Below are 26,444 nucleotides of genomic sequence, written 5' to 3'. Positions count from 1 at the left end.
GAGGGGTCGGGTGGAATGCGCCCGGCCCCTCTCATACGTGAACCGTGCCCAGCACGTCTATGACGTAGAGCGACGGCTGGTCACCGCGGCCGGAGACCGCGACCCGGCTCCCGACCTGCCGGCCCACGAGCGCGCCCAGCCAGCCGTCGGGGACGTCCCCCTCCTTCAGCGTGTACGCGCTCGGCCCGCCCCTCCGGTAGGACGAGTCCACGACCGTCCGCTCGGGCCATGACGCGGCCACGTACTGGACCACCACCTTCGAACCGGCGAGGACCTCCTCGCCGGAGCCGGCGATGAGCGTGCGGGGCGGCGAGCCCGGCCCGAGGTCCGCCGGGACCACCGGCAGGGTGCGGCCGACCAGCCGGGCGTCGGGCGGGTAGCCGCCCAGGACGTCGAAGATCAGCACCATCGTGTCGGCGGGCGCGAGATCGGTCGGCGCGAGCGGCGCGTCCGGGCCGAGGGCCTCGCCCGCCTGGCTGACCAGCATGATCCGGCTGCCCGCGGACCGGCCGATGAGCGCCTGCCGCCAGGTCTCCGACACCCGCCTGCCGTCGAAGACGACCGAGGTGGGCTGGTGGCCGTCGTACGTGCTCAGATACGGCTGGTTGCCCGACCACCGCCGGATGTCCACGTCGGCGAGCACCACGTCGCCCGGCAGCGTGCGCCGTCCGCTGCCCGTCGACAGCACGGTGATCCGCGGCGTGCGGCCCGGGCTGCCCTTGGGTATGGCCACGACCGGCTTGGTGCCGAACGCGCCCGTGACGACGGGCTGCGCGCCCTCCTCGGCCAGGCCGCACGAGGTGGCGAGCATGAGCACGGCCGGCAAGAACAGGCGCACGATATCCTCCATGGCCTCACGGCCGGTGGTCCGAACGTGTTACTTGCCGCAATGGGCAAAAGCAAAGCTGCCGGTCTCGCCATCTCACGACAAAGGGGCGGGAGACTTGAGGCCATGAGCAAGCCCAATCTGGCGCGCAGGGTCGCGGAGGCGGCCGAGATCGCGCTGACCACGCGGAAGTACGTGACGTTCATCGACGTGGTGACGGGCCTGCGCTGGCTGCACTCCAGGCACGTGGACACCTGGCGGCAGGGCCGGGCCGGCACGCTGGCCGAGCTGGCGGCCGTCGACGAGGACCGCCTGCTCGCGACGGCCGGCCTGCTGCGGGAGTGGGCGCTGGCCAAGGGGCTCAGGCCGGTGGACACGCCGTACGTGGCCGGCACCCGCGACCGCCGCGAGCTGCGCTTCACCTCCGGGGACGGGCAGGAGCCGTTCCGCGTGCACTGGCTCTCGCCCGACCTCAGCGAGGCCAGGGTCCGCAAGCTGAGCGAGCCCAAGGTGCCCGACCTGGTGGCGGTGGCCCCGCTCGACGCCTGGACCTGCGCCTCCTGCGGCGACACCGGCCCCTACCTGATCATGGAGGAGGACCGGCCGCGCTGCCTGACCTGCGCGGACATGGACCACCTGGTGTTCCTGCCGTCCGGAAACGCCGCGCTCAGCCGCCGCGCCAAGCAGGAGAGCGGATTGTCGGCGGTGGTCGTGCGGTACAACCGTCGGCGCAAGGTCTACCAGCGCTTCGGCCTGCTGGTGGAGGAGGCCGCGCTGGCCGCCGCCGAGGAGCGGTGCCTGGCCGACGAGGAGGTACGCGAGCGCCGCCGCGAACGCGACCGCGACCGCAGGGCCGAGCAGGACGTCGACTTCCAGGCCAGGATGGCGGCCGAGATCGCCAGGCTGTTCCCCGGCTGCCCCCGGGACCGGGCCCAGGAGATCGCCGAGCACGCCGCCCAGCGCGGCAGCGGCCGGGTGGGCAGGACGGCGGCGGCCAAGGCGCTCGACGAGAACGCCATCACGCTGGCGGTCATCGCCTCCATCAGGCACCTCGACACCGACTACGACAGCCTGCTCATGTCGGGCGTTCCCAGGATGGAGGCCAGGGACAGAATCAGGGAACGCATCGAGCGCAAACTGGAGGAGTTCCGCGGATGAGCGACTGGCACGACGTACGGGAAGAGCTGCGCGCCTTCGCGCTCCGGCTGCCCGAGGCGCACGAGGACCACCCGTGGGGCGAGACCGTCATCAAGGCGAACAAGAAGGTCTTCCTCTTCCTCGGCATCGACGAGCAGACCGAGAAGTGGGACCCGATGTTCAGCGTGAAGCTGGTCTCGGAGGCGCACGGCCACGCGCTGACCGTCGAGGGGGCGGCGCCCACCGGCCACGGGCTCGGCCGGGCGGGGTGGGTGACGGTGCCGTTCCTGTCGGAGCTGCCCGAGACGGAGGTGCTGCTCGACTGGGTGGAGGAGAGCTACCGGGCCATCGCGCCCAAGCGGGCGGTCAAGCAGCTGGATGAGCACCCGGTCAGGTGACGGCCAGGCGCGTGGCGTACCGCTCGTCCCGCCACAGCTCCTTGTCCAGCACCTCGAGCAGCGTGGCCGCCGCGTCGTACACGTCGGCGTAGCCGATGTAGAGCGGCGCGAAGCCGAACCTGAGGACGTCCGGCGCGCGGAAGTCCCCGTGCACGCCCCGGTCGATCAGCGCCCGCATCACCGGGTAGCCGTGGGGGTGGCGGAAGCTCACCTGGCTGCCCCGCGCGGCGGCGTCGGCGGGCGAGACCAGCTCCAGCGCGTCGCCGACCAGGTCCACGAAGAGCGAGGTCAACGCCATGCTCTTGGCCCGCACCTGGTCCATCGGCACCCGCTCCCACACGTCGAGCGCCGCCTCCAGCGCCGCGAACGACAGCACGTGCGGGGTGCCCACCGCGAACCGCCGAATGCCCTCCGCCGGGCGGTAGCCGGCCTCGAACGCGAACGGCTCGGCGTGCCCGTGCCAGCCGGACAGCACGTTCTCGGCGGCGGCGTGGTGGCGCGGGTTGACGTAGAGGAAGGCGGGCGCGCCGGGCCCCGCGTTGAGGTACTTGTACGTGCACCCCACCGCGAAGTCGGCGTCCGAGACGTCCACGTCCATGGCCCCCACGCTGTGGCACACGTCCCAGACCATCAGCGCGCCGGCCTCGTGGACCCGGGCGGTGACCGACGGCACGTCGTGGCGGGCGCCGGTGCGGTAGTCGACCTCCGACAGCAGCACCACGGCCGCGTCGTCGAACCGCCCCTGCGCGAAGTCGCGCACCTCGTAGCCGCCGAGCAGCCCGGCCAGGCCCTGGACCATGTAGTGGTCGGTGGGGAAGTTCCGGACGTCGGAGACGATCACCCGGCGGTCGGGACGCAGCCGCAGCGCCGCGGCCACCGCCTGGAAGACCGCGATCGAGGTGGTGTTGCCCACCACGACCTGCCCGGGGCCCGCGCCGATCAGCGGGGCCAGCCGGTCGCCCGCGGTCAGCGGCTGCGCGTACCAGCCGGCGTGGTTCCAGCCGCCGACGAGCTGCCTGCCCCACTCGTCCTCCACCGTCTGGCGCACCCGTTCGGCGGTACGGCGGGGCAGCGCGCCGAGCGAGTTGCCGACGAGGTAGACGACCCCCTCCGGCAGCACGAACTCGTCCTTGAAAGCCCGCAGCGGGTCGTTCGCGTCAAGGGCGAGGCACTGGTCGCGGTCCACGATTCACTCCTGTCGCGGGGGGATGGTGGCGATTATCCGGTTCACGCCATTCTGGTACTCGCGGACGTACCAGTTCTGCACCGGGTTGTGGGTGGCGTCCAGCCGGAACGTCCCGCGCGGCCCGCCCAGCTCGCCCACCGCCGCCATTCCCCCGTTCGCGGACAGGCCCCGGTCGATGAGCCGCATGGCGTCCCAGCCCTGGAGCGCGACCGCGGACGGGTTCCTGCCGGTCTTGGCCCGCCACCGGGCCACGAACGCGGCGTTGTCCGGGTTGTACAGCGCGGGCGAGTACATGCCGACGGTGGTGATGCCCTCGGCCTCCCGGCCGACGGCCCGCAGCACGTCCTCGTCCGTGAGGTTCTGGCAGCCCAGTAACGCGATCTCGGAGGCGTGCTGCCGGTACCCCTTCAGGAACTCGACCGCCTCTCCCCCGGCGTAGAACGCGTACAGGAGCTTCGTCCCGGGCGGGATCCGCGCGAAGTACGGCTCCAGGTCGGTGACCCTGCCGTAGGGCGTCAGGATGCGTTTGAGGGGCTGCGCGCCGTATCCCTCGGCGAAGCCCCTGAGCGTTTCGACGCCCGCCGAGTAGTCGGAGGCCATGAGCACCACGCCCTCCTTGCCGTACCGCTCGGCGGCGTACCGGCCGGCCGCGTAGCCGTGGTCGCGGTTGGTGTACGACACGCGGAAGACGTTCGGTCCGCCCAGCGCGTCGGCGCCCGCGTTGGCGATCACCACGGGCGTGCGGCCCGCCACCTTGACCACCGACTCGGCGACGGGCGAGGAGAGCAGCCCGGTGATCACGTTCACGCCCTCGTCCTCGATGAGCCGCCTGGCCTGCTTCTGGCCCTCCTCCGGGTTGCCCGCGTCGTCGGCGACCACCAGCCCGGCCGGGCGCTCGCCCAGGCGTCCGCCGTGGTCGTCCAGGTAGAGGCGCATGGCGGCCTCCATGTCGTCGCCGAGCGCGGCGTACACGCCGGTCTGCGAGATGATCGCGCCGACCTTGACCGGGGGATCGCCCTCGGCCAGGAGCGGCGCCGTCCCGCCGCAACCGGCGGCCATCAGCACCACCAACCCCAGGACGGATACGCGCACGGCTCACCCCCGGCAGGTCACGGCCGCTCCTGCGGGCGGTAGGCGACGGCCTGCATCTCGATGAGCAGGTGGGGGTGCGGGAGCTGGTGCACCGCGACCGTGGCCCTCGTGGGCCCTTCCTCGTCGAAGAACTCGGCGTAGACCTCGTTGTAGCCCTTGAAGTCGTTCATGTTGACCAGATAGGTGGTGATCTGTACGAGGTCGCCGAGCGAGCCTCCGGCGGCCTTGAGGATGTCGCCGATGTTCTCGATGACCGCCCTGGTCTGATCGCGGATGTCCAGGTTCGTCGCACCGAACGTGTCCACTTCCACACCCACGAAAGTGCCGTCCGCGCGCCGGCAGTTCGTGCCCGAGACGTACAGGAGGTCGCCTGCCCGCCTGACGTGCGGGAACCTGCCTCGGGGAGTGGCCTTGCCGGGCACCAGGAGCCCTTTGGTGCGTTCGATCACTTGGCGAACACCGCCCGGACGGAGCCCAGCCCCTCGATGCGCGCCTCGAACTCGTCCTGCGGGCCGGCGGGCACGACCGGGCCGAGCGCGCCGGTCAGCACCACGTCTCCGGCGCGCAGCGCGTAGTCGGTGCGGCCGAGCCGGGAGGCGAGCCAGACGGCGGCGTTGAGCGGGTTGCCCATGACCAGCTCGCCGGAGCCGGTCGAGACCTCCTCGCCGCCCCGGGTCATCGTCATCCGGGCCGCCCGCAGGTCGAGCCCGGCCAGCGGGACGGGCGTGCTGCCCAGCACGAACGCGCCGGCCGAGGCGTTGTCCGCGACCGTGTCGGCCAGCGTGATGTCCCAGTCGGCGATCCGCGAGTCGGCGATCTCGATGGCGGGCAGCGCGAACTCCACGGCCCTGAGCACGTCGGCGGCCGTGAAGGGCCCACCGGCCAGGTCCTTGCCGAGCACCAGCGCGACCTCGGCCTCGGCGCGCGGCTGCAGGAAGGCGTCCACGGGCACGGGGAGCCCGTCGCAGTAGGACATGTCCGCGAAGAGCATGCCGAAGTCCGGCTGGTCGATGCCGAACTGCCGCTGCAGCATGACGTTGGTCACGCCGATCTTCCTGCCCACCAGCCGCCGCCCCGCTCCGAGCGCCCGCCGCGTGTTGATCTCCTGGATGGCGTACGCCTCGGCCACCGTGCCGACCAGGTCCCTGATCGGCGGGCACGGTTTGCCGGAACTCGCGGCCTCCGCCAGCCGGTCGGCGACCTGGGACCGCGCGTCCACGGCCTCGGACCATTCGTCATGCATCGGGCTGCTCCAGTTTGATGGTGATCGTGGTGGGTTGAGAGTAGAAGTCGAGTGACTGGACGCCGCCCTCCCTGCCGATGCCCGACAGCTTCATACCGCCGAACGGGGTGCGCAGGTCACGCAGATACCAAGTGTTCACCCAGACGAGCCCGGCCTCCAATCGCTGCGCCACCCGGTGGGCGCGGTCGAGGTTACCCGTCCAGAGCGTGGCGGCCAGGCCGTACTCGCTGCCGTTGGCCAGATCGACCGCCTCGGCCTCGCTGTCGAAGGGGGCGACATGGCAGACGGGGCCGAAGATCTCTTCTCTGTTGAACCTCGACCACTCCGACAAGCCTGCCACCACCGTTGGTTCCACGAAATATCCGGAATCGCGGTTGTCGCCGAACGTGGGAACGCCACCCCCCGTGAGCACCTTGGCTCCCTCCGAGCGGGCCAAGGCGTAGTAGGAGAGCACCTTCTCGCGGTGCTCCTTCGAGATCATGGGCTGCGGCTCGAACTCCTGCGCGCGGGCCGCCAGCCGGGCGCTGAACTCCTCGAAGATCGACCGCTGCACGTAGACCCGCTCGGTGCACAGGCACACCTGCCCGCCGTTGGTGAAGACCGACTTCGCGGTCCCCTCGACGGCCCGGTCGAGCCGGCAGTCCTCGAAGATCAGCCCCGCGTTCTTGCCGCCCAGCTCGAACGAGATCGGCTTGACCCGGTCGGCCGCCGTGTTCATGATCGCGGTGCCGGTCCTGGTGGAGCCGGTGAACGACACGGCGTCCACCCCCGGGTGCTCGACCAGGAGGTGGCCGGAGGGGCCGTACCCGAAGATGATGTTGACGACGCCGGCGGGCAGCCCGGCGTCGGCGCAGATCTCGGCGAAGACCGCCGCCGAGCCCGGCGTGTGCTCCGACGGCTTGACCACCACGGTGTTGCCGGCGACGAGGGCGGGCGCGAGCTTCCAGGTCATCAGCAGGAACGGCAGGTTCCACGGGACGATCACCGCGACCACGCCGAGCGGCCGTCGCACGGTGTAGCTGAGCACCCCGGACAGGTGGAAGGCGTCGTCCGGGCGCTGGGCGGCGATCTCGGCGAACGCGCGGAAGTTGGCGATGCCGCGCGGGACGTCGAGCGTGCGGGTCTGGTCGATCGGCTTGCCCGTGTCGGCGATCTCCGCGTCCACCAGGTCGTCGAAGCGGGACTCGATGCCCTCGGCCAGGCGCCGCATCCACCCGGCACGCTCGCCGACGGGCAGCGCCGCCCAGTCGCGGGCCGCCTCCCTGGCCGCGCGCACCGCCCGGTCCACGACTTCGGGGTCGGCCTCGTGCACCTGCCTGATCACCGCGCCCGTCACGGGGTCATGGACGGGGAACGTCTTACCCGCGCCCACCGGCTCGCCACCGATGAAATGCGTCAGCACCACACTCTCCTCTACTTCCCTGTATAGATCGCTGGTCGATCGGCGGACAACGGGTGCGTCGGGACCTTTCTGATCGCATCGTCTCCCCGGAACGCGGCCCGCGCCATGCGCGATGCTGTTGCACATGCGAACCAGAACCGATCAAGTGGCCGCCCACGACGGCGGCTTCGACGTCCATCTGTGGTTCCCCGACGCCGGGACGGGCCCCGGCATCCTGCTCGTCCAGGAGATCTACGGCGTGGGGCCGTACATCGAGAAGGTCGCCCTGGACCTGGCCTCGCGCGGCTACGTGGTGGCCGCGCCGGACCTGTTCTGGCGCCTGCACCCCGGCTGGCTGGGCGAGCACACCCCCGAGGGCACGGCGGCCGCGATCGAGCTGGCCGGCCGGTTCGACTTCGCGCAGGGGGTGGCCGACTGCGCGCTCACGGTGGCCCACCTGGGCGAGCTGCCCGAGGTGGCGGGCGGGGTCGGCGCGGTCGGGTTCTGCCTGGGCGGGTCGATCGACTACATGCTGGCCACGCAGGTGGAGCTGGCGGCGGTCCTGTCCTTCTACGGCTCCGCCGTGCCCGACGCGACCGGGCTCATGGACCGCGTCACCGCGCCGCTCCTGCTGGTCTTCGGCGGCAGCGACCCGTTCATCCGGCGCGACCGGGTGGCCGTCGTCGAGCAGGCCGCGCAGGGCCGGCCGAACGTGGTCATGCACGTCGAGGAGGAGGCCGGGCACGCCTTCCACAACAGCGAGGCACCGATGTTCCACCACCCGGAAGCGGCCGCGCGCACCTGGGAGGTGGCGCTCAGCTTCCTGTCCGAGCACCTGCCGGTGACCCTGTCCAGATAGACATCTTCCGGTACCCCTAGATCATCGCCATTATGGGCGGATGGCGCGGACGTGGGAATTGTGGGGAAACGTCATTATTGCTGGTACTTTTGCACTTCCCCTGGCCTTGCTAGCAATCTTGCTCCTCTCCCGTCACCGCGCCCGCGCCGGCCACCCGGCACCGCTGCGCACGTCGATCGCCGACGTCGGCATAGCGGTCGGCACGGCCCCGTGGATCTGGATGACCCTCACCCCGCGCAACGGTCAGACCGGAGTCAGTCTCGTCCCGTTCAAAGATCTTGCCGACCTGGTCAGCGCGCCGTGGGAGGCGGTGTTGGTGCAGGTCGGAGGCAACCTGCTGGTGTTCGCCGCGCTCGGCGCGCTGCTCCCGGTACGCAGCCGGGCGATGTCCTCTCTCGCGCGCGTTGCGGCGGTCGCGGCCGCGTTTTCGGTCATCGTCGAGGTCCTCCAGTACGCCTTGCGACTAGGCCGTTTCTCCTCCGTCGACGACGTGCTCATGAACACGGCAGGCGCCGTGATCTTCGCTTTGGTTACTCGGCGCTGGTGGGCCGATCGGATACCGGCCGGGACCGTTCCACGGTAACGGTCTGCTAAAACCTGCCGGAATTCACCACTCGGGCACGATCCGCTCAAAAGAAGGCCGCGACCAACCTTTCCATCTGTGCGATCGTGGACAAGACGGGGCAAGTTCTCTGGAGACGCCACAACCTGGTTGGTGACAGAGGGTGATCAAAGTTGTCTGAATCCCCGGTACCCCACGAGCCCCCTATCTATCGCCGCATCGCCGACGGCCTCCGCGCCCGGATTCTGTCCGGCGAACTGCGCGACGGGGACCGACTACCGGGCGAGAACGCGCTGATGGCCGAATACGCAATCGCACGAGCCACCGCCAGGCAGGCGCTTGCCGTACTGATCAACGAGGGGCTGGCGGTGCCCAAACGAGGTTCGGGGGTATACGTGCGGCTGTTCAAACCGATCCGCAGGCACGGCTCACGCCGCCTGTCGAGAGAGCAGTGGGGTCAGGGGCGGGCCATCTGGGACGCCGACACGCGTGGTCGGCCTTTCACGGTGGACGGGGTGGAAGTCGTGTTGGAGCGAGCCGGCGAGGAGGTGGCGGGCGTCCTCGAGAGCGGCGAGGTATGGGTACGTCGCCGCCGCTACTCGGTCGACACCAGACCCGTGCAGCTGGCCACCTCGTATTTCCCCGCGCACCTGGTCGAAGGCAGCGCGATCACCCTCGCCGACACCGGACCCGGTGGCGTCTACGCCAGGCTGAGCGACCTGGGCGTCTCCCCCGCCCACTTCACCGAGGAGGTGCGGGCCAGGATGCCGTCACCCCGCGAGATCGCGATGCTCGACCTGCCGGGGGGCACGCCGGTGATCGTGATCGCCAGGACCGCCTACACCTCGGGCGGGCTGCCCGTCGAGCTCAACGAGATGGTGCTCGACTCCGCCGCGTACGTACTCCAGTACGACTTCGATGCCTAGTTTGTCAAGGAAGGTGACCCTGTCCGGCACGATCATTGTGTTCTCTAGAGAAGTGCCGCATCGTCGAAGGAGATGGAAACCTCGCCTGGGGCCGGGAAAGGCGAACAGCGATGTCCTTTGATCGGCATCTTGCCGAGATTGCCCGGGAGTACCCCCAATGGACCATCTGGCGGAGCGACGCGGGCCGCTGGTGGGCCACGAGACATCGTCCGCTCAACGCGGCGCAGCGCGATGCCGGATGTGCGATGACCATCGACGCGGACGACCCGGACGGCCTGCGCGGCCGGCTCCGGGACCAGGAGAAGCGGGCCGGCGGGCAGCACCCGCGGGCCGGCCCCGCACCTCCATGACGCCAGCCGTGGCGCGTCCCACGGCCGGCGCACAAGAGCAGCCCGGTGCCGTGTCCAGCGTCTCGGCGGCCCCGGCACCGGGCCACCAGGACAGGAGGGGCCACTGACGCGGAAGCCTCCGACCCAATCGGGGGCGGGGGCTTCCGCTCCGTGGACCGCCTGCACCGCCGGGCCGCGCACCCCTTCCCCAATCGCGCGGCCCCGCGGCTCTCACCGCCCGCTCGGCTGTGGGGCGGTCCCAGCCGGGCGGGCACGCCTCCAGCCGTGCCCGCCCGGGGTGTGGACTACTTGTGCACCTCGGACAGCCGGACGACGTGGATGTCGGTGTCGTCGGAGACGCCCGCCTCCTCCAGGGGCTTCTTCTCCTCCTCGCTCTCGTCCACGATGACCCGCACGTCCTCCTGCGGCGAGACCGGGGACGCGACCGCGTCGGGGATCAGCGGCCCGGCCGCCGACTCGGTGCGCATGAGGTCGCCGAGCACCGAGCTGATCTCGGTCAGCCGTCGCACGACCTCCGAGTGCGTGTTGGTCAGATAGTCGACCCGCCGCCCCGTCTGCTCGTCGAGCGCGGCGGTGCGCTGCTGCGCGGAGGCCAGCATCGACTCCGAATCGTTCCGCGCGCCCGTCACCAGCTGCTCGGCCTGCGCGTTGGCGGCCTGCATGATCTGCTCCGACTCCGACTGGGCGGCCGTGACCAGCCGCTCGGACTCGGCGCGCGACTCGCGCAGCAGGTCATCGGCCTCGGTGCGGGCCGCCGCGAGCTGCTCCTCCGCGTCCGAACCCGCCTGGGCCAGCATCCGCTCCGCCGCCTGAGTGGCCTCGTTCACGCGCCGCTCCGCCTCCGCCTGGGCGGAGGTGAGGATCTTGTCGGCGGTCTCGCGGGACGACGTCTGCAGCCGGTCGGCCTCCGACTTGGCCGCGTCGCGCACGCTGGCGGCCTCGGCCTCGGCGTCCTCCCGCTTGGCCGCGGCCTCCTCCTCGCCGAGCCGGAGGATCTGGGCGAGTCTCGGGCTGAGGTCGTCGTAGCTCTGCGGCGCCTCGACCATGCGCCGCCTGGCCTCCGCGAGCTCGATGCGGCCCTGCTCTGCCTGGTCGATGGCCCGGGCCAGCCGCTCTTCCAGATCCCTTACCTGGTTACGGGTACGGATCATGAAGTCGTGAACCTGACGGCGGTTGTAGCCGCGCATCACGACCTCGAAGGTGTCCTCTTGCATCAGATCGGGAATGCTCTCGTGCTGGTTCATCATGGGGGTACCTAAGGGTGGTTTGCGTGAGGCGGGGGAAAATTGCGGGTTGTGAGGGTCTGACAACGAGACGTCAGGAAACGACTTTCCTGCCATCTGCCCACGTCCGCAACCGGAACGCCACAGCCGGACGGGGAATTACGATGGCTCGGATGTACATCGCATCTTTGGATAACGGGGCAGTCCCGGACATACACCCTGAAGCCTTCATAGCCCCTGGCGCCGTCGTGGTCGGCAGCGTGCGGGTGGGCCGGGCGTCCAGCATCTGGTACGGCTCCGTTCTCCGGGGGGACGACGAGCGGATCGAGATCGGCGAGGAGTGCAACGTACAGGATCTGAGCTGCTTGCACGCCGATCCCGGCGAGCCGGCGATCCTGGAGGATCGGGTCAGCCTGGGCCACAAGGCCATGGTCCACGGCGCCCATGTGGAGACCGGCGCGCTGATCGGCATCGGCGCGATCGTGCTGGGCGGCGCCCGCATCGGTGCGGGCACCCTGGTGGCCGCCGGTGCGCTCGTCGGACCGGGCAAGAAGATCCCGTCCGGCGTGCTGGTGGCCGGTGTTCCCGGAAAAATCGTACGCGAACTCACCGACGACGACCGGGCGTCCTTCGCCCGCACGCCGGACAACTACATGGCCAAGGCGCTCAGGCACCGGCAGGCGTCATCGCTTTGATCAGGACTTCGTCCGACACCGAGGCGGTGTTGAGCGCGTCCGCGTACTCGGGCAGCTCAGGGCGTAAAAAACGGACGAAGTCGACGGTCATCTTCAGATCGGGCACGCCCTTGACCTGCTTGGCGTTGGCCTTGGTCGCGTCCTTCTTGAGCAGGTTGTAGCTGTCCCAGTCGGTGTAGGCGGTGATGCCCCACTGGAGCACGTCGGGGAGGTTGGACGGCCAGCGCCGGCCGACCTTCCACTTACCGCCGTCCTCCCGGTAGAGCGCGACGAAGACGCGGCCCACCCGGCCGAGCGCCAGGTCCACCCAGCCTGTCTTGACGGCCAGCTCCTGAGGTTTGGAGCTGCCGTCCTGGGTGTACTTCACCTCGACCTGGCCGCCCTGGTCGGCCGTGCCGGTGGTGACCGACACCCAGTTGGGCTTGGCGTACGAGCCGGGCTGGCGGGCCATCAGGCCCCCGAGCGAGAACTTCCGCTTGGGCTGCCCGCCCTTCATGCCCTCCACCTTGACCCTGGCATACATGAGGACGTCGCCCGCCAGCTCCTGGTACACGTAGGGGCCGCGGAAGCCGTCGAACCACGTCGAGGTCCTGGGCTCCAGATACAGGGAGCCCTTCACGGTCTTGTTGATGTCGAGCTTGCCGATCCGGTCGACGTCCTTCTCCGTCTCGCTCAGCTTGGTCCACATGGACATGTCCGTCGTGTTCTGGAACTCCGTGGACGCCTCGCCCACCTCGCCGCCGGGCTCCGGCGCCGTGGCCTTGTCCAGCGTGAGCACGCCGGGCCCCGTCGGGGACGGCTGCGCCGTCGTGGTCGTACCGCATCCGGAGAGCGCACCGACCACCGCCAGCACCCCTGCAACCTTCGCCCTCATAACGGTCATTCTGCCGTGAAATGCCGATGGATGATTTGGGCGCTCCCAGTACGATGGCGCCCGTGCGACCCTGGGATGCGTTCACCTCCGCCGAGGCGGAGGTCCGAGCGATGGTCGCGGACCCGCGCTGGCAAGGGCTTTCCGTCCCCGATCGGGCCCACGTGCTGGCCGCCAGAATACTTGTGACCCCAGATGGCGACAGATGGCTCTTCGGGGTGCACGCGCGCTGGCACCTGCACGATCCGGCCGACGGACGCTGGCGTCTCGCGCCGCCGCCGAGGGGCACCCGGGCGCGCCAGGTGCAGCATCCCGCGGCGGTGCTGCCGGAGGACGTGATCCCGTACGGGCCCGACTTCCACGCCGAGCCCGGCTCCACCCAGGCGTTCATCGGCCCGGACGTCTCCGAGGGCCTCACCGAGCGGCTCAGGGTGCTGCTGCGCTCCAGCGGGCTCAAGTCGGAGCTGGACTACCCGCTGACGGCGTTCGACGAGATCTTCGGCTCCGACGTCCCGAGCACGGTGGCGGCCGTCTGGGGCGCGATCATGTGGTGCGCGTACGCGCCCGCGTTCGACGGCAACGAGCGGCTGATCACGGTGTTCGGCGAATACCTGCGCCGCCCGCTGCCCGGCGACGAGTGGGTGCGCTGGCTGCCCGCGCCGCCGCTGCTCGACCTGGCCACGCTCGTCGCCGAGCGGCAGCGGGCAGGGCAGCCGCGGGCCGCGCTCAGGCTCGCCGCCACGATGGCGGACGCGGCCCAGATCCTGATGTCCGACACCCGCTTCAGGCCGCGGGCGCTCGCCCTGCTGACGATGGTCGAGCCCATGCTGCGCCGGCAGGGGCTCGACGACCCCCACACCGACGCCGAGGCCCTGCGCGCGGCCTGGCTGGAGCGTTGCCCGCGGCGGCTGTGCCGGGCCCTGCTCGTCGAGAACGACCTGGAGGCGGACTTCTCGCACGCCGTCTACGACCTGGTCGAGGCGCTGGCCTTCATGCCCGACCCGCCCATGGCCGCCGCCACGTTCCTGGCCGACCTGTCGGACTCCAAAGGGCGGTTGCCGGCCCGGCTCGACCACCGGCTCAGGCGCGCGTACGAGGAGCTGGAGCGCGCCGGGCTGACCGGTACCTCGGCGAGCGAGTCGACCGAGCCGGACGGCTTCCCCGTGCCCGGTCAGGTGCTGACCAAGCCCGCGGCGGTGCTGGAGGTCTCGCCGCCGGACCGGGCGAGCACCGCGGCCGTGCTCGGGGCCGCGTACGCGACGGGACTGGCGTGGGGCCGGCTGACGGGGGCCAGGGTGCCGGAGCGGGGGCTGGCCGGGCAGACCGCGCTCGTGCACAGACTCATCCACGAACGCGACGACAACCACACAGACCACACCTAAACCACAAATATCGTTATTTAACCCTTACTTCGCCTATATGGTTCTAACGCTCAGGTAACAGGCAATTCTCCGAATTGTGATCTCCGGATTCGGGAAATGATCGTTCCCGAGCTCCGCGGTTCGGAAAGGAATGACTCCGATGGGCCATGTTGCCAGAAGGGTCTCCGCCGTAACCTCGTAGAGGGTGTGGGCTGCGGAAGGAAGGACGACGCGGTGGGGCACGATGACCTGGACTCTCGGGTCCACGACCGTGTCGCGTTGGACGAGATTGCGCTCTACGCCGAGGTGCTCACGGCCGTGGCTGTCAGCGAGCGGCGGCTGACCTTGGACGAACTCGACGACGCGCTCGGATTGCGGACTTCGGCGAGCCGCTGAAGGATCAACTCGATTACTAGCCCCGGAGACCTAGTTAGAAGGTTTCCGGGGTTTCTCATAACTAGTTAATCCCTCGGAACGTCCTCCTTCTGGAGGATGACCGCCGCGCCTATGAGCGGACGAGGCGCGCGATGGCCGCCGAGGCCTCCTTGACCTTCGCGTCGGCCTCCGGCCCGCCACTGTTGATCGCGTCCGCCACGCAGTGGGAGATGTGCTCCTCCAGCAGCCCCAGCGCCACCGCCTGGAGCGCCCGCGTGGCCGCGGAGACCTGAGTGAGCACGTCGATGCAGTAGGCGTCGTCATCGACCATGCGCTGCAGGCCCCTGATCTGACCCTCGATCCGCCTGAGACGCGTCAGATACGCCTGCTTGTCTCCGCTGTACCCATGCATGCTTCTAAGGTACCCGTAACCGGTTGGGGGTGCCCGGGTCGTTCAGCGGAGGTCGCCGATGAGCTTCTCCCACTGCTCGGCCACCTCACCGGCCGCGTGGCGCACCGCGGTGTCCAGCGCGCCCGCCGCGAGCGAGCGCCGCCTGCGCTCGTCGTCGATCAGCGCCAGCAGGGCCGCCGCGAACAGCTCCAGGCCGCCCTCGTTCTCCGGCACCAGCACCCCGTTGTAGCCCGTCGCGACGAACTCCCTCGGCCCCCTGGCCCCGTCGAAGGCCACCACGGGCACCCCGCAGCCCATGGCCTCCAGCACCGCCATGCCGAGGTCCTCGGTGAGCGAGGTGCTGGCCACGATCGACGCCTTGGCGAACTCGCCCGCCAGGTCGGGCGTCGTGCCCATGAAGTAGACGTGGTTGTGCAGGCTGAGCTCGCGGACCAGCGCGCGCAGCCGCCGCTCCTCCGGCCCGCCGCCGTACAGGCGCAGCCGCCAGTCGGGGCGCTTGTCCACCACGATCGCGAACGCCCTGATCAGCCGGTCGTACGCCTTGACCGGCACCCACCGGCCGCCGGCGGCCACGATCCGGTTGTCCATCCGCGAGCGCGGCCACGGCCCGTCGGGCAGCGCGTCCAGCACAGAGGTCACAGGGGGCCCGTCGGTGAGGAGCTTGCTCCACTCCTCCTGGGCCGACTCCGTGGCCGTCACGACGGCGTTCAGGCGCGGATAGAACCGTTTCACCGGCCCGGGGACGGCCGGCCGCCCCCACTCCCTGGCGATCTTCAGGGTCTCGCGCGGCGCGTGCCTCGCGGCCTGGACGCCGAGCCCCGGCCGGGTCGTGATCAGCACGTCGGACTTGAGGTTGCGCAGCAGCCGCCACAGCGCCACCTCCGCGCGGACCTGCCCGCGCGGGAACAGGTGCCGGACGCCCGGCCTGGCGTCGATCAGGCTGCGCATGGTCACGTTGGGCCCGACGGGGAAGAACGGCTTCTCCTTCTGCCGCCTGACGCTGACCACCTCGACGTCGTGCCGGTCGGACAGGGCGGTGGCGAGGTTCAGCATGGCGCGGACGTCGCCCCTCATCGCGTACGCGGAGGCGAGGACCAGGCTGACCTTCATCCGCCCACCTCGATCCGCAGCTCGTCGTCGGCGGTGTAGCAGGGTCTGATGGGCACGCCGTCCACCGTGGCCGAGGGATAGTGCAGCCGGCGTCTCTTGCCGTCGACGTCGTCGAGCCGCGAGCCCAGCTTGAGCGGCGTGGACACGCCCTCGACCTCCAGCGCGGGCTCCCAGGTGCCGGAGCTCGCCACGGCGTCGGGATCGGCGCCCACCACGTCCACGAGCGACACGGCGGCGTGGAAGCGCACGCCCTGCACGGTGGCGGTGGCCGAGAGCCGCGCGTTGGTCTGCCTGCGGTCCAGTCTCAGCACGGCCTCATGGCGGGAGTCGTCGTCCTCGAGCCCGGTGTACGCCAGCAGGCCCATCACCTCGAAGCGCCCCTCCCTGAACCAGATCGAGCGGACCTCGGCCACCGGCTCGGCGTCGGAGATCTTCAGCGCCAGGAACCCGTTGCGCGTGCGGTACGAGCGGTAGGCGAGAGTCCGCCTGCACAGCGCGTACGCGTCGAGGTGGTCGAGCGAGAAGCCCGGATCGACGCTGCGCAGCCTGCTGCGCTTGCCGCCCACCCCCCGCAGGTAGGCGTCCCAGCGCCCGGCGCTGAGCTCCAGCGGCGCGAGCGAGACCGCGACCGTGGCCTCGCGCGCCCGAGCGCCCGGCGTGCCGAGCCGCACGTCGCGTTCCACCCCCGTGGTGCGATGCCTGAGCACGAGTTCGGTGCCGTCTTCCAGGGGTGCGTCGATGGCGAGCCGGAGGGCGAGGACGTCGGCCAGAGTGACTTCGGCGTCCGTGACGACGACGCCCATCACGAGCCCCCTCCCCGTCGAATAGAGCCATGCGACGTTGAGGTTACCGTGATTTTCCCGTTATGTGGATGCTGGATTTCTTGCACTTGACCCGCTGACGTGCGGAACTCCTCCACAGAAGCTGTGAAGGAGTCCGACAATCCTCGGTCAGGAAGCGCCCTTGACCGATTTGATCAACAGCTGGGCGACGTCCACGACTTCGAGCGATTCCTTGGCCTCGCCGTTGTTCTTCTTCTCGTTGATCGCGTCGCCGAGCATGACCATGCAGAACGGACAGGCGGTGGAGACGGTGTCGGGGTTCGTGGTCAGCGCCTCGTCCACGCGTTCGGTGTTGATGCGCTTGCCGATGCGCTCCTCCATCCACATGCGCGCGCCGCCGGCGCCGCAGCAGAACCCGCGGTCCTTGTGGCGGTGCATCTCCTGGGTCTGCACGCCCGGCACCTTGGACATGATGTCGCGGGGCTGGGAGTAAACCTTGTTGTGGCGGCCCAGGAAGCACGGGTCGTGGTAGGTGATCTTCTCCTCGATCGGGGTGATCGGGGTGAGCAGGCCCTCGTCCACGAGCTTCGACAGCAGCTGCGTGTGGTGCACGACCTCGTACGTGCCGCCGAGCTGCGGATATTCGTTGGCCAGGGTGTTGAAGCAGTGGGGGCAGGTGGCGACGATCTTCTTGACGCCGGCCTCGTTGAGGGTCTCGATGTTCTGCTGGGCGAGCATGTTGAACAGGTACTCCATGCCCAGGCGGCGGGCCGGGTCGCCGGTGCACGCCTCCATCGGGCCGAGCACCGCGAACTTCACGCCCGCGATGTGCAGCAGCTCCGCCACGGCCTTGGTGGTCTTCTTGGCCCGGTCCTCGAGCGCGCCCGCGCAGCCCACCCAGAACAGGTATTCGGCGTCCTCGGGCATCTTGTCCTCGACGAGCTCGACCTCGAAGTCCAGCTCCTCGATCCAGTCGGCCCGCTTCATCTCGGACATGCCCCACGGGTTGCCCTTGTTCTCCAGGTTCTTCACCATCACCCCCGCCTCGGACGGGAACGACGACTCCACCATGACCTGGTAGCGGCGCATGTCGAGGATGTGGTCGATGTGCTCGATGTCCACCGGGCACTGCTCGACGCAGGCGCCGCAGTTGGTGCACGACCAGAGCACGTCGGGGTGGATCACGCCGTCCTCGCCGACCAGCGGCTTCTCCAGCAGCGCGAGCACGTCGGTGTCCTTGTGCTCGACGCCCTGCTGGGCGGCCAGCAGGTACGGGGCCACCTTGAAGGCGTGGTCACGCTGGTCGAGGATGAGCATCTTCGGCGACAGCGGCTTGTCAGTGTTCCACGCCGGGCACTGCGACTGGCAGCGGCCGCACTCCGTACAGGAGTAGAAGTCCAGGAAGCCCTTCCACGTGGTGTCGGCGATCTTGCCGCGGCCGAGCTTCTCCGGGTCGAGGTCCTCGTCCTCGAAGTCGACGACCTTGCCGGCCACCCGCATCTCCGGCGCGCCGCCCAGGCCGTCGGGACGGCGCGAGAAGAGCACGTTGAGGGGGGCGGTGAAGATGTGCAGGTGCTTGGAGTTCACCACGATGACCAGGAACACCAGCATGAAGCCGATGTGCAGCAGCAGCGCGATCTCCTCCAGCAGCGCGCTGTCCGGCAGCACGTCGCCGAGCGCGAGCGAGACGAACGCGCCGGAGGAGTAGGGGAAGTTGCCGTTGGCCGCCGACGCGCCCCTGGCCAGGAACAGCGTCCAGATGATGTTGAAGATCATGAACAGGACGAGCCACGCGCCGCCGAGGTGGGAGCCGGAGAAGCGGGAGCGGCGGCCGAGCTTGTCGGGGGAGTTCTTGAGCCGGATGACCGCGAAGGCGACCAGGCCGAGCACGCAGGCGACCGCGATGAAGTCCTGCAGGAAGCCGAGCACGGCCCAGGTGCCGATCAGCGGGATGTGGAAGTCGGGCGTGCCGGTGATCGCGCCCTGGATGATCGCGCCGTACGCCTCGATGTAGACGGTCAGCAGGATGAAGAACGCCCACATGACGAAGAAGTGCGCGACGCCGGAGGGCGTCCACTTCAGCAGCTTCTTCTGCCCGAACACCTCGACCAGCTGCGCCTTCGCCTCATCGGCCGCATGAGACTTGGCGTAGTCGATCCGCTCGGGCGCGGGCGGCCCCACGGTCGCCAGCTTGAACAGGAACAACGCCCTGCGGCCGGCGACGGCCACCGCGAGGACGGTCATCACGAGCCCGATGATGGCTACCCAGAGCACAGGGTCCTCCCACAGACGACGTTGGCTGTCAGCGTACGGTCACCCGTCGCTCAGACCGCTACCCGGATCCTACCCGCGAGTAACATTTCCGGCGTACGCGACATACCCTATGGTCATCGACTTTGGCAGAACAATGCTCTAGCCGGTGAAGTACCTCTGGATGGTCGGCGCGAGCACCTCCACGAGCTCCTCGTGACCGGCGCTCGCCATCGGCTCCAACCTGATCACGTAACGGGCCATGATGGCGCCGAACATCTGCGCGAACGCCGCCTCGATCCGCAGGTGCGGCACCTCCATCCGGTCGGCCACCTGGAAGAGCAGCGCGTTCGTGAAGAACTCGCGGACCATCGTGACCGCCTGCTCGTTGGTCATGGCCGAGCGGATCAGCGCCAGCATCGGCTCGCGCGTCTCCGGGGAGGCGGTGACCTGCAGGATCATACGTACGAGCCGCTCGCCGACCTCCTCGCGCGGGCCCTCGACCAGCACCTTGACGATGGTCTCGGGAGAGAACGGCAGCCGCATGGCCGCCGCGAACATGCCCTCCTTCGTCTCGAAGTAGTGGTGCACGAGGGCGGGGTCGACCTTGGCCTCGCGGGCGATGCCGCGCACGGTCGCCTTGTCGAACCCCTTCTCCGCGAACACCTTCCTGGCCGCGGCGAGGATCTCCCCCCGCGTGTCAGCCGACCCGGGCCTGCGCCCAGGCCGCTTTTTATCGACCGTCACCCGTCACCTACCCACCGCCAGGTAGACGCGCATGGGGACGGAGAGCACGCCTTCGGGGAACTCCCTGCGCAGCTCGGCGCGCTGCCGCTCGACCAGCTCGTCGGCGGCCTCCGGCGGCAGGGCCGCCATGTAGGAGTGGGAGCGCAGGTCGAGCAGGAAGTCCTCGATGCCGACCAGCCGGGTCCAGGGGATCCAGCGCTCCTCGACCACCTCGAAGGCCGCGGCGATCGGCGGCGCCGACCACTGCTCGACCGCCGGCCCGTAGTAGGTGGGCACCGCCTCCGCCAGGCGGGCCTCGTAGGCGGCCAGCCATGCGGCCTGGGCCGCGTGGTTGAAATTCCAGCAGCCCACGATGGCCCCATCGGGCCGCAGCACCCGCCGGGCCTCGGCGATCGACGCCACGGGGTCGAGCCAGTGCCACGACTGCGCGTACGTCACCAGGTCGGCCACGCCGTCGGCCAGCGGCAGCGCGTTGCCGTCGGCCAGCACGGCCGCGACGCAGGGCGTCCCGCTCTCCGACCGGGAGACCAGGCGGGCCAGCATCTCCGCGCCCGGGTCGACCGCGATGACGTGGGAGCCGCGGGCCCTGAGCGCGCGCGTCATGATGCCGGTGCCCGCGCCGACGTCCACCGTGGTGGCGCCGTCGAGGTCGACGCCGGTCACCTCGGTCAGAGCGCGGTACAGCTCGTCGGGATAGTGGGGCCGGCCCGCGTCGTACGCGTCGGCCACCCGCTCGAACATCCTGCCCAGACCCCTGATCGGCCCTATGTTCATGAGGTGGCCGCCAGGTGCAGCCGGGCGAACGCCAGCGCCTCCGCCAGGTCGTCGATCCGCTCGGTGCGGCTGGCCGCCTTGCGGGTGTTGATCTCCAGCACGACCAACCCCGAGTAGCCGGTGTTGGCCAGGCGCTCCAGCATCGGGGCGCACGGCTGGTTGCCCCTGCCGGGCACGAGGTGCTCGTCCTTGTTGGTCACCCCGAGGCCGTCGGCCAGGTGGAGGTGGGCCAGCCGGTCGCCGAGCTTGACGGCCATCTCCATGGCGTCGGAGCCGGACACGGCCGTGTGCGACAGGTCGAGCGTGACCTGCGGGAAGTCGTAGTCGATCGGATTCCAGTCGGGCGAGTAGGGCACCACGTCGTTGCCCCTGGCCTTCAGGGGGAACATGTTCTCGACGGCGAACGTGACGTCGGTCTCGTCACGCATCCTGGCCAGCCCCGTCTCGAACTCGCGGGCGTACTCCCGCTGCCAGCGGAACGGCGGGTGGACCACGACCGTCGAGGCGCCCAGCCGTTCGGCGGCCTTCTGCGCCTTGACCAGCTTGGCCCAGGGGTCGCGGCCCCAGACGCGCTGGGTGACCAGCAGACAGGGTGCGTGGATGGCCAGGACGGGGATCTTGTAGTGGTCGGACAGCCGCTCGATCACGTCGATGTCCTGACTCACGGGGTCTGCGCCCACCATGATCTCGACACCGTCGTAACCCAGGCGCGCGGCCAGCTCGAACGCGTCGGGAGTGCGTTCCGGATATACCGAAGCAGTGGACAATGCGATCTTCGCATTGGGCACGCGGATGACATCAGCCACGCTGCCAGCCTAAGCCGGTGGAGCCGATCTGGCGCGAAAGCCCCTTTGGTGAGCCGCGCCCGGCGGCTGGCTTAACTTTGGGGCATGCCACGGATAGCGAAAGGTGCGATCCCCAGCCCGAACATCTGGAACACGCCCCAGATCTACGAGCTGGAGAACCGCGCCGTCGATCCCGAGGGCGCGGCCGACGCGGCGATGCGCGCCCTGCGCCCCTGGAACGGCGCCACCGTGCTCGACATCGGCTGCGGCACCGGGTTCCACCTGCCCGCGCTCGCGTCCGAGGCCGCGCAGGTGGTCGGCGTGGAGCCGCACGGCGACCTGGCCGCGGTCGCCGTACGCCGCTGCGCCGCGCTGGCCAACGTGGCCGTCCACGCCGCCACGGCCCAGAACCTGCCGCTGCCCGACGCGAGCGTGGACGTGGCCATCGCGCGCTGGGCGTACTTCTTCGGCCCCGGCTGCGAGCCGGGGCTGCGCGAGCTGACCCGGGTGGTACGCCGCGGCGGCGCGGCCTTCGTCCTCGACCTCGACGCCACGCGGGGGGCGTTCGGCCGCTGGTTCTCGCGTACGGTGCCGACGTACTCCGTCCGGGAGGTCGAGTCGTTCTGGGACCGCCAGGGCTGGCAGCGGCGGCCTCTGGACCTCAGGATGGCCTTCGAGCGGCGGGCGGACCTGGAGGCGGTGCTGCGCATCGAGTTCACGCCCGAGGTGGCCGAACAGGCCATCGCCGAGACGCCCGGCCTGGAGCTCCCCTACCCGAACGTGCTGCGCTGGCGCTACTACTGAGTTCGCGGCGGCGCTCTCTCGCGGCTTGACATTGACGTCGGTGTCAACGTTTACCGTGAAGGCATGCGCATCGGAGAGCTGGCGGAACGTACGGGGGTGAGCACCCGCTCACTTCGCTATTACGAGCAGCACGGCCTGCTCAGAGCCCGTCGCGGGTCCAACGGCTACCGTGACTACAGCGAGGACGACGTCAGGCTGGTGTCCGAGATCCGGGCGCTGCTCAGCATCGGGTTCACGCTGGAGGACACCCGGCCGTTCATCGACTGCCTGCGCCGGGGGCACAGCTCGGGAGGCTCGTGCGCGGAGTCGGTCGAGGTCTACGAGCGCAAGCTCAACGAGATCGACGAGGAGATCCGCGTCCTGCTCGCCCGCCGTGCCGAGGTCGCCGCCCAGCTCGCGCAATCGTGCCCAGGTTGCTTCGTAAGGGGATAGACATGATCACGTTGACCACCGAGAACTTCGAGGAGCAGGTGCTCAAGAGCGACAAGCCGGTGCTGGTCGACTTCTGGGCGGAGTGGTGCGGGCCGTGCCGCATGGTGGCGCCGGTGCTGGACCAGATCGGGGCGGAGCACGGGCTGACCATCGGCAAGCTCAACACCGACGAAAACCCGGAGATCATGGCCCGTTACGGCGTGATGGGCCTCCCGACGATGCTGCTGTTCGAGAACGGCGAGCCGGTCAAGCAGGTCGTCGGGGCCAAGCCCAAGCGCATGCTGGTCTCCGAGCTGGGCCTGGCGTAACACGGGGCTCCGCCTCTTACCTGTCGAAGATTGTCGGCACGTCCCGCTAGCCTGCTCGACATGGCCAAGACTGCCCAGAAGCCCGGATACCGCTGCGCCGAGTGCGGGTGGCGCACCACCAAGTGGGTGGGCAGGTGCGGCGAGTGCCAGGCGTGGGGCACGGTCGAGGAGGAGGGCGCGCGGGCCGGCGCCAATGTCGTCCAGGCGGGCGCCACCACCGGGCCCGCGGTGCCGATCGGGCAGGTCAAGGCCGAGATCGCGGCCGCGCGCACGACCGGCGTGGGCGAGCTCGACCGGGTCCTCGGCGGCGGCCTGGTGCCGGGCGCGGTGGTGCTGCTCGCGGGCGAGCCGGGCATCGGCAAGTCCACTCTCCTGCTCGAGGCCGCGGCCCGCATGGCCGAGCGCGAGACGGTCCTCTACGTGACGGGCGAGGAGTCGGCGGCCCAGGTGCGGCTGCGGGCCGACCGCATCGGCGCGATCCGCGACCACCTCTACCTCGCGGCCGAGACCGAGCTGTCGGCCCTGATCACCCACGTGGAGAAGGTCGAGCCCACGTTGCTGGTGGTCGACTCGGTGCAGACGATCGGCTCGGCGCAGGCCACCGGCGTGCCCGGCGGGGTGACGCAGGTGCGCGAGGTGGCCGCCAACCTGGTCCGCCTGGCCAAGGAGCGCAACATGGCCACCGTGCTGGTCGGCCATGTCACCAAGGACGGCTCGATCGCGGGCCCGCGCACGCTGGAGCACCTGGTCGACGTCGTGCTCAACTTCGAGGGCGACCGCCACTCCAGGCTGCGCATGGTGCGCGCGATCAAAAACCGCTTCGGGCCGACCGACGAGGTCGGCTGCTTCGACCTGCACGAGCGCGGCATCGAGGGCATCACCGACCCGAGCGGCCTGTTCGTCTCGCGACGCAGCGAGCCGGTGCCCGGCACCTGCGTCACCGTCACGGTCGAGGGCACCCGCCCGCTTCCCGCCGAGGTCCAGGCCCTGGTCGCCCGCACCGAGGCGCAGCAGCCCAGGCGCACGTCGTCGGGGCTCGACACCTACCGCGTGCAGATGATCCTCGCGGTGCTGGAGCGCCGGCTCAACGCCCGGCTCGGCGGCTGCGACGTGTTCACCGCGACCGTGGGCGGCATCAAGCTGGCCGACCCGGCCGTCGACCTGTCGGTCATGCTCGCCGTCGCCAGCGCCGCCGGCGACAAACCGCTGCCGCCGGGCCTGGTCGCGCTCGGCGAGGTGGGCCTGGCCGGGGAGCTGCGCCCGGTCAAGGACGTACGCAGGAGGCTGACGGAGGCGGCCAGGCTCGGTTTCAAGCGGGCACTCGTGCCGACCGGATCGCTCGAAGAAGCCGGCCGCAAGCGTAACGGACAGCGTGCTCTGGTGCCCGTGGGGCCGGTGGCGTTCGCGCCGGGGTTCGAGGTGGTGCAGGCGGAGAACGTCTGGGACGCCCTCACGCACGTGACCTAGCGCGGCTAAGCTGAGCGTGACCGATCGACACGGGGGTCAGGTGGATAGGAGTCTGGACGACCGCCGTCGCGAGGCCTTGGCCGCGGTGGCCCCGGGCACACCTCTGCGCGACGGCCTGGAGCGGATCCTGCGCGGGCAGACCGGCGGGCTGATCGTGCTCGGCTACAACAGGGTCGTCGAGGAGCTGTGCAGCGGCGGTTTCGAGCTCGACGTCGACTTCTCCGCCACCAGGCTGCGCGAGCTGGCCAAGATGGACGGCGCCATCGTGCTGAGCGGCGACCACAAGATCGTACGCGCCGCCGTGCACCTGGTGCCCGACCCGTCCATCCCCACCGACGAGTCCGGCACCCGCCACCGCACCGCCCAGCGCGTGGCCCGGCAGACCGGCCTGCCCATCATCGCCATCAGCAAGTCGATGCGCATCATCGCCCTCTACCTCGACGGCATCCGCTACGTCCTGGAGGAGTCGGCGGCCATCCTCTCCAAGGCCAACCAGGCCCTGGCCACCCTAGAGCGCTACAAGCACCGCCTCGACGAGGTCTCCGGCACCCTGTCGGCGCTGGAGATCGAGGACCTGGTCACGGTCAGAGACGTGTCCGCGGTGGCCCAGCGGCTGGAGATGGTCCGCCGGATCTCCGACGAGATCAAGGGCTACGTGGTGGAGCTGGGCACGGACGGCCGCCTGCTGTCCCTCCAACTGGACGAACTGGTGGCCGGGGTCGACTCGGAGCGGGAGCTGGTCATCCGCGACTACCTCCCCGCCCCCTCGGGCCGCCGCCAGCGACGCCTGGTCGAGGCGATGCACGACCTGGACAAGCTGTCGGGCAGCGAGCTGCTCGACCTCTCGGCCGTCGCCCACGTCCTGGGCCACGCCGGCGCCGACAAGCTGGAGAGCCCGGTCAGCCCCCGCGGCTTCCGCCTCCTGGCCAAGGTCCCCCGCCTCCCGGCCACGGTGGTCGACCGCCTGGTCAACCATTTCGGCGGCCTGCAGAAGCTGCTGGCGGCGAGCATCGACGACCTGCAGGCGGTGGGCGGGGTCGGAGAGTCCCGCGCCCGCAGCGTCCGAGAGGGCCTCTCCCGCCTGGCCGAGTCCTCCATCCTGGAGCGCTACGTCTAAAGCATCGTCTTCGCCTTAGGGGCGCTACGCGCCAATCCGGCTGCGCGGTCCTCGCTATCGCTCGGCTCCAAAGCCGCTCCGCTCCGTCGCCTTCAGCCCGCTGCCTTACGGGCGAGCCTGCGTTCGCCCTCCAGGAGCAGACGCCGGAGGGCCACAGACAGGGCTCGCTCGACCCAACCAGCGCCAACCCCGACCCTCGGCGACAGGCGCGAGCGCAGCCGGCCAGGGAACCCCCAGAACCGGTTCTCACCTTCCTCAGGGCCAACCCACGGTGCCCAAGCTGCGCTTAGAGCTCCTGACACAATGAGGTGGTTCGGAGCTCTTAGCAGGCTGGAATCGGCACGGCCGACGGCTGCCACTCTCGCCTGATCAACCCGAACACCCACGAGTCGGACACATCGCCGTTGACGATGCAGTCTTCCCGCAACGTCCCTTCACGTACGAATCCGATCTTCTCCAGAACCCGGGCAGATGCCACGTTGCGCGTATCGGCCTCGGCCTGAACACGATTCAGGTCCAGTGTGTCGAATGCCCACCGCAGCAACGCGTGCGCGGCCTCCGTCGCGAAGCCGTGGCCCCACATCGCCTCATCGAGGCAGTAGCCCAGTGACGCGCTGCGGTAGTCCGGGTTCCATCGGGTCAGACTGCACCAGCCGACGAAGGCCCCGTCAGAAACACGGTCGATGGCCACCCGCGCCCCGGTGCCTTCGTCCGCCATCTTCCGGCAATCCGCGATGAAGCGCTCGGCGCGGGCCCGTTCGGTCCACGGCGGGGAGTCCCAGTAGCGCATCACGTAGGTGCTGCTGTGCAGCGCGAAGAGGGCGTCCGCGTCGGCGTCGGTAAAGGGGCGCAGTCGCAGGCGAGCGGTGTGCAGTATGGGGGTAGCCAGAGTCATGCGCCTCATCTTGCGGCCTCAGGGGGCGGGCAGACCACCGAATATCCGAGCCCGATCCGGTCCTCACAACTCAGGA

General features: G+C 70.0%; 28 protein-coding genes. 12 read left to right on the top strand and 16 right to left on the bottom strand.

What is annotated here, in order from left to right; all coding sequences use genetic code 11:
• Positions 1 to 31 precede the first annotated feature (31 nt).
• Positions 32 to 838, bottom strand: coding sequence for an FKBP-type peptidyl-prolyl cis-trans isomerase (locus ABZX61_RS11530; protein WP_355193623.1), 807 nt, complete (start codon positions 836 to 838; stop codon positions 32 to 34).
• A gap of 114 nt (positions 839 to 952) precedes the next feature.
• Between ABZX61_RS11530 and ABZX61_RS11525 the strand changes: the two genes are divergently transcribed.
• Both ABZX61_RS11525 and ABZX61_RS11520 read left to right on the top strand, forming a co-directional pair.
• Positions 953 to 1,984, top strand: a complete 1,032-nt coding sequence (locus ABZX61_RS11525; protein ID WP_355193621.1) for a DUF2293 domain-containing protein — start codon at positions 953 to 955, stop codon at positions 1,982 to 1,984.
• Positions 1,981 to 2,361 carry an MmcQ/YjbR family DNA-binding protein gene (locus ABZX61_RS11520; RefSeq protein ID WP_350723684.1) on the top strand — a complete coding sequence of 127 codons (381 nt, stop codon included), beginning with the start codon at positions 1,981 to 1,983 and terminating at the stop codon, positions 2,359 to 2,361. The genes ABZX61_RS11525 and ABZX61_RS11520 overlap by 4 nt, the downstream gene beginning before the upstream one ends.
• On the opposite strand, the gene kynU is transcribed toward ABZX61_RS11520, so the two are convergent.
• Genes kynU through ABZX61_RS11495 form a run of 5 tightly spaced genes read right to left on the bottom strand, consistent with a single transcriptional unit; the run spans position 2,354 to position 7,284 of the window.
• The gene (gene kynU / locus ABZX61_RS11515) at positions 2,354 to 3,550 is read right to left on the bottom strand and encodes a kynureninase (protein WP_355194067.1); all 1,197 of its coding nucleotides are present in this window, start codon (positions 3,548 to 3,550) and stop codon (positions 2,354 to 2,356) included. The genes ABZX61_RS11520 and kynU overlap by 8 nt on opposite strands.
• Positions 3,551 to 4,639, bottom strand: a complete 1,089-nt coding sequence (locus tag ABZX61_RS11510; protein WP_355193619.1) for an ABC transporter substrate-binding protein — start codon at positions 4,637 to 4,639, stop codon at positions 3,551 to 3,553. It abuts the gene before it with no gap.
• A 17-nt stretch (positions 4,640 to 4,656) separates the two neighbouring features.
• Positions 4,657 to 5,088 carry a RidA family protein gene (locus tag ABZX61_RS11505; protein WP_355193617.1) on the bottom strand — a complete coding sequence of 144 codons (432 nt, stop codon included), beginning with the start codon at positions 5,086 to 5,088 and terminating at the stop codon, positions 4,657 to 4,659.
• Positions 5,085 to 5,882 carry a fumarylacetoacetate hydrolase family protein gene (locus tag ABZX61_RS11500; RefSeq protein ID WP_355193615.1) on the bottom strand — a complete coding sequence of 266 codons (798 nt, stop codon included), beginning with the start codon at positions 5,880 to 5,882 and terminating at the stop codon, positions 5,085 to 5,087. Before ABZX61_RS11500 ends, ABZX61_RS11505 begins: the two co-directional genes overlap by 4 nt.
• The gene (locus ABZX61_RS11495) at positions 5,875 to 7,284 is read right to left on the bottom strand and encodes an aldehyde dehydrogenase family protein (RefSeq protein ID WP_355193613.1); all 1,410 of its coding nucleotides are present in this window, start codon (positions 7,282 to 7,284) and stop codon (positions 5,875 to 5,877) included. Before ABZX61_RS11495 ends, ABZX61_RS11500 begins: the two co-directional genes overlap by 8 nt.
• Before the next feature lie 124 nt (positions 7,285 to 7,408).
• Between ABZX61_RS11495 and ABZX61_RS11490 the strand changes: the two genes are divergently transcribed.
• The 3 genes from ABZX61_RS11490 (at position 7,409) to ABZX61_RS11480 (ending at position 9,610) form a co-directional block, all read left to right on the top strand.
• Complete coding sequence (locus tag ABZX61_RS11490; protein ID WP_355193611.1) at positions 7,409 to 8,122, top strand: dienelactone hydrolase family protein; 714 nt, start codon at positions 7,409 to 7,411, stop codon at positions 8,120 to 8,122.
• A gap of 40 nt (positions 8,123 to 8,162) precedes the next feature.
• On the top strand, positions 8,163 to 8,705 hold the full coding sequence (locus ABZX61_RS11485) for a VanZ family protein (RefSeq protein WP_355193609.1): 543 nt from the start codon (positions 8,163 to 8,165) through the stop codon (positions 8,703 to 8,705).
• A 152-nt stretch (positions 8,706 to 8,857) separates the two neighbouring features.
• Positions 8,858 to 9,610 (top strand): GntR family transcriptional regulator, encoded by a 753-nt coding sequence (locus ABZX61_RS11480; RefSeq protein ID WP_350723697.1) that lies wholly within the window; start codon positions 8,858 to 8,860, stop codon positions 9,608 to 9,610.
• Positions 9,611 to 10,244: 634 nt separating this feature from the next.
• Here the strand turns inward: ABZX61_RS11480 and ABZX61_RS11475 are convergent.
• Positions 10,245 to 11,207 carry a hypothetical protein gene (locus ABZX61_RS11475; protein WP_355193607.1) on the bottom strand — a complete coding sequence of 321 codons (963 nt, stop codon included), beginning with the start codon at positions 11,205 to 11,207 and terminating at the stop codon, positions 10,245 to 10,247.
• 149 nt (positions 11,208 to 11,356) lie between these two features.
• On the opposite strand from ABZX61_RS11475, the gene ABZX61_RS11470 reads away from it, so the two are divergent.
• Positions 11,357 to 11,878, top strand: coding sequence for a gamma carbonic anhydrase family protein (locus ABZX61_RS11470; RefSeq protein WP_185069301.1), 522 nt, complete (start codon positions 11,357 to 11,359; stop codon positions 11,876 to 11,878).
• On the opposite strand, the gene ABZX61_RS11465 is transcribed toward ABZX61_RS11470, so the two are convergent.
• Complete coding sequence (locus ABZX61_RS11465; protein WP_355193605.1) at positions 11,850 to 12,731, bottom strand: hypothetical protein; 882 nt, start codon at positions 12,729 to 12,731, stop codon at positions 11,850 to 11,852. The two genes, ABZX61_RS11470 and ABZX61_RS11465, sit on opposite strands and share 29 nt — an antisense overlap.
• A 74-nt stretch (positions 12,732 to 12,805) precedes the next feature.
• Here ABZX61_RS11465 and ABZX61_RS11460 point away from each other — a divergent pair, with 74 nt between their 5' ends.
• Positions 12,806 to 14,131, top strand: coding sequence for a hypothetical protein (locus tag ABZX61_RS11460; protein ID WP_350723704.1), 1,326 nt, complete (start codon positions 12,806 to 12,808; stop codon positions 14,129 to 14,131).
• A 484-nt stretch (positions 14,132 to 14,615) separates the two neighbouring features.
• On the opposite strand, the gene ABZX61_RS11455 is transcribed toward ABZX61_RS11460, so the two are convergent.
• The 7 genes from ABZX61_RS11455 to ABZX61_RS11425 all read right to left on the bottom strand — a co-directional run bounded on the left by ABZX61_RS11455 (position 14,616) and on the right by ABZX61_RS11425 (position 21,366).
• On the bottom strand, positions 14,616 to 14,897 hold the full coding sequence (locus ABZX61_RS11455) for a metal-sensitive transcriptional regulator (RefSeq protein WP_138670633.1): 282 nt from the start codon (positions 14,895 to 14,897) through the stop codon (positions 14,616 to 14,618).
• 42 nt (positions 14,898 to 14,939) lie between these two features.
• The gene (locus ABZX61_RS11450; protein WP_355193602.1) at positions 14,940 to 16,007 is read right to left on the bottom strand and encodes a glycosyltransferase; all 1,068 of its coding nucleotides are present in this window, start codon (positions 16,005 to 16,007) and stop codon (positions 14,940 to 14,942) included.
• Positions 16,004 to 16,810 (bottom strand): hypothetical protein, encoded by an 807-nt coding sequence (locus ABZX61_RS11445; RefSeq protein WP_355194065.1) that lies wholly within the window; start codon positions 16,808 to 16,810, stop codon positions 16,004 to 16,006. The genes ABZX61_RS11450 and ABZX61_RS11445 overlap by 4 nt, the downstream gene beginning before the upstream one ends.
• 147 nt (positions 16,811 to 16,957) lie before the next feature.
• Positions 16,958 to 19,063 (bottom strand): (Fe-S)-binding protein, encoded by a 2,106-nt coding sequence (locus tag ABZX61_RS11440; RefSeq protein ID WP_355193600.1) that lies wholly within the window; start codon positions 19,061 to 19,063, stop codon positions 16,958 to 16,960.
• A gap of 138 nt (positions 19,064 to 19,201) precedes the next feature.
• Positions 19,202 to 19,786 (bottom strand): TetR family transcriptional regulator, encoded by a 585-nt coding sequence (locus tag ABZX61_RS11435; protein WP_355193598.1) that lies wholly within the window; start codon positions 19,784 to 19,786, stop codon positions 19,202 to 19,204.
• A 3-nt stretch (positions 19,787 to 19,789) separates the two neighbouring features.
• A complete protein-coding gene (locus ABZX61_RS11430) occupies positions 19,790 to 20,560 on the bottom strand; it encodes a class I SAM-dependent methyltransferase (protein WP_355193596.1) in 771 nt (256 codons plus the stop codon).
• Entirely contained in the window at positions 20,557 to 21,366 is an 810-nt protein-coding gene (locus ABZX61_RS11425) for a sugar phosphate isomerase/epimerase (RefSeq protein ID WP_350723713.1), read from the bottom strand. Before ABZX61_RS11425 ends, ABZX61_RS11430 begins: the two co-directional genes overlap by 4 nt.
• A gap of 84 nt (positions 21,367 to 21,450) precedes the next feature.
• Here ABZX61_RS11425 and ABZX61_RS11420 point away from each other — a divergent pair, with 84 nt between their 5' ends.
• From ABZX61_RS11420 to disA, 5 genes are all read left to right on the top strand, one after another.
• Positions 21,451 to 22,149, top strand: coding sequence for a class I SAM-dependent methyltransferase (locus ABZX61_RS11420; protein WP_355193594.1), 699 nt, complete (start codon positions 21,451 to 21,453; stop codon positions 22,147 to 22,149).
• A gap of 63 nt (positions 22,150 to 22,212) precedes the next feature.
• Complete coding sequence (locus ABZX61_RS11415; RefSeq protein WP_350723717.1) at positions 22,213 to 22,581, top strand: MerR family transcriptional regulator; 369 nt, start codon at positions 22,213 to 22,215, stop codon at positions 22,579 to 22,581.
• Positions 22,582 to 22,583: 2 nt separating this feature from the next.
• The gene (trxA, locus tag ABZX61_RS11410) at positions 22,584 to 22,889 is read left to right on the top strand and encodes a thioredoxin (RefSeq protein ID WP_355193591.1); all 306 of its coding nucleotides are present in this window, start codon (positions 22,584 to 22,586) and stop codon (positions 22,887 to 22,889) included.
• Between the two features lie 60 nt (positions 22,890 to 22,949).
• Positions 22,950 to 24,356, top strand: a complete 1,407-nt coding sequence (gene radA, locus ABZX61_RS11405; protein ID WP_355193589.1) for a DNA repair protein RadA — start codon at positions 22,950 to 22,952, stop codon at positions 24,354 to 24,356.
• Between the two features lie 40 nt (positions 24,357 to 24,396).
• Complete coding sequence (gene disA, locus ABZX61_RS11400; RefSeq protein ID WP_185069312.1) at positions 24,397 to 25,473, top strand: DNA integrity scanning diadenylate cyclase DisA; 1,077 nt, start codon at positions 24,397 to 24,399, stop codon at positions 25,471 to 25,473.
• Between the two features lie 322 nt (positions 25,474 to 25,795).
• On the opposite strand, the gene ABZX61_RS11395 is transcribed toward disA, so the two are convergent.
• A complete protein-coding gene (locus ABZX61_RS11395; protein WP_355193587.1) occupies positions 25,796 to 26,368 on the bottom strand; it encodes a GNAT family protein in 573 nt (190 codons plus the stop codon).
• Between the last annotated feature and the right edge of the window lie 76 nt (positions 26,369 to 26,444).

It is taken from the genome of Nonomuraea sp. NPDC003709, from assembly GCF_040610775.1.
Classification (GTDB): Bacteria; Actinomycetota; Actinomycetes; order Streptosporangiales; family Streptosporangiaceae; genus Nonomuraea; species Nonomuraea angiospora_A.
This window is presented reverse-complemented; position numbering and strand designations above follow the sequence as displayed.

Bases quoted from the DNA above. Each gene is read 5' to 3' on its own strand.
- ABZX61_RS11525 (WP_355193621.1), top strand. From the start codon at position 953: ATGAGCAAGCCCAATCTGGCGCGCAGGGTCGCGGAGGCGGCCGAGATC.
- ABZX61_RS11520 (WP_350723684.1), top strand. From the start codon at position 1,981: ATGAGCGACTGGCACGACGTACGGGAAGAGCTGCGCGCCTTCGCGCTC.
- ABZX61_RS11500 (WP_355193615.1), bottom strand. From the start codon at position 5,882: ATGCATGACGAATGGTCCGAGGCCGTGGACGCGCGGTCCCAGGTCGCC.
- ABZX61_RS11490 (WP_355193611.1), top strand. From the start codon at position 7,409: ATGCGAACCAGAACCGATCAAGTGGCCGCCCACGACGGCGGCTTCGAC.
- ABZX61_RS11485 (WP_355193609.1), top strand. From the start codon at position 8,163: ATGGCGCGGACGTGGGAATTGTGGGGAAACGTCATTATTGCTGGTACT.
- ABZX61_RS11475 (WP_355193607.1), bottom strand. From the start codon at position 11,207: ATGATGAACCAGCACGAGAGCATTCCCGATCTGATGCAAGAGGACACC.
- ABZX61_RS11470 (WP_185069301.1), top strand. From the start codon at position 11,357: ATGTACATCGCATCTTTGGATAACGGGGCAGTCCCGGACATACACCCT.
- ABZX61_RS11460 (WP_350723704.1), top strand. From the start codon at position 12,806: ATGGCGCCCGTGCGACCCTGGGATGCGTTCACCTCCGCCGAGGCGGAG.
- ABZX61_RS11455 (WP_138670633.1), bottom strand. From the start codon at position 14,897: ATGCATGGGTACAGCGGAGACAAGCAGGCGTATCTGACGCGTCTCAGG.
- ABZX61_RS11450 (WP_355193602.1), bottom strand. From the start codon at position 16,007: ATGAAGGTCAGCCTGGTCCTCGCCTCCGCGTACGCGATGAGGGGCGAC.
- ABZX61_RS11445 (WP_355194065.1), bottom strand. From the start codon at position 16,810: ATGGGCGTCGTCGTCACGGACGCCGAAGTCACTCTGGCCGACGTCCTC.
- ABZX61_RS11430 (WP_355193596.1), bottom strand. From the start codon at position 20,560: ATGAACATAGGGCCGATCAGGGGTCTGGGCAGGATGTTCGAGCGGGTG.
- ABZX61_RS11420 (WP_355193594.1), top strand. From the start codon at position 21,451: ATGCCACGGATAGCGAAAGGTGCGATCCCCAGCCCGAACATCTGGAAC.
- ABZX61_RS11415 (WP_350723717.1), top strand. From the start codon at position 22,213: ATGCGCATCGGAGAGCTGGCGGAACGTACGGGGGTGAGCACCCGCTCA.
- trxA (WP_355193591.1), top strand. From the start codon at position 22,584: ATGATCACGTTGACCACCGAGAACTTCGAGGAGCAGGTGCTCAAGAGC.
- radA (WP_355193589.1), top strand. From the start codon at position 22,950: ATGGCCAAGACTGCCCAGAAGCCCGGATACCGCTGCGCCGAGTGCGGG.
- ABZX61_RS11395 (WP_355193587.1), bottom strand. From the start codon at position 26,368: ATGACTCTGGCTACCCCCATACTGCACACCGCTCGCCTGCGACTGCGC.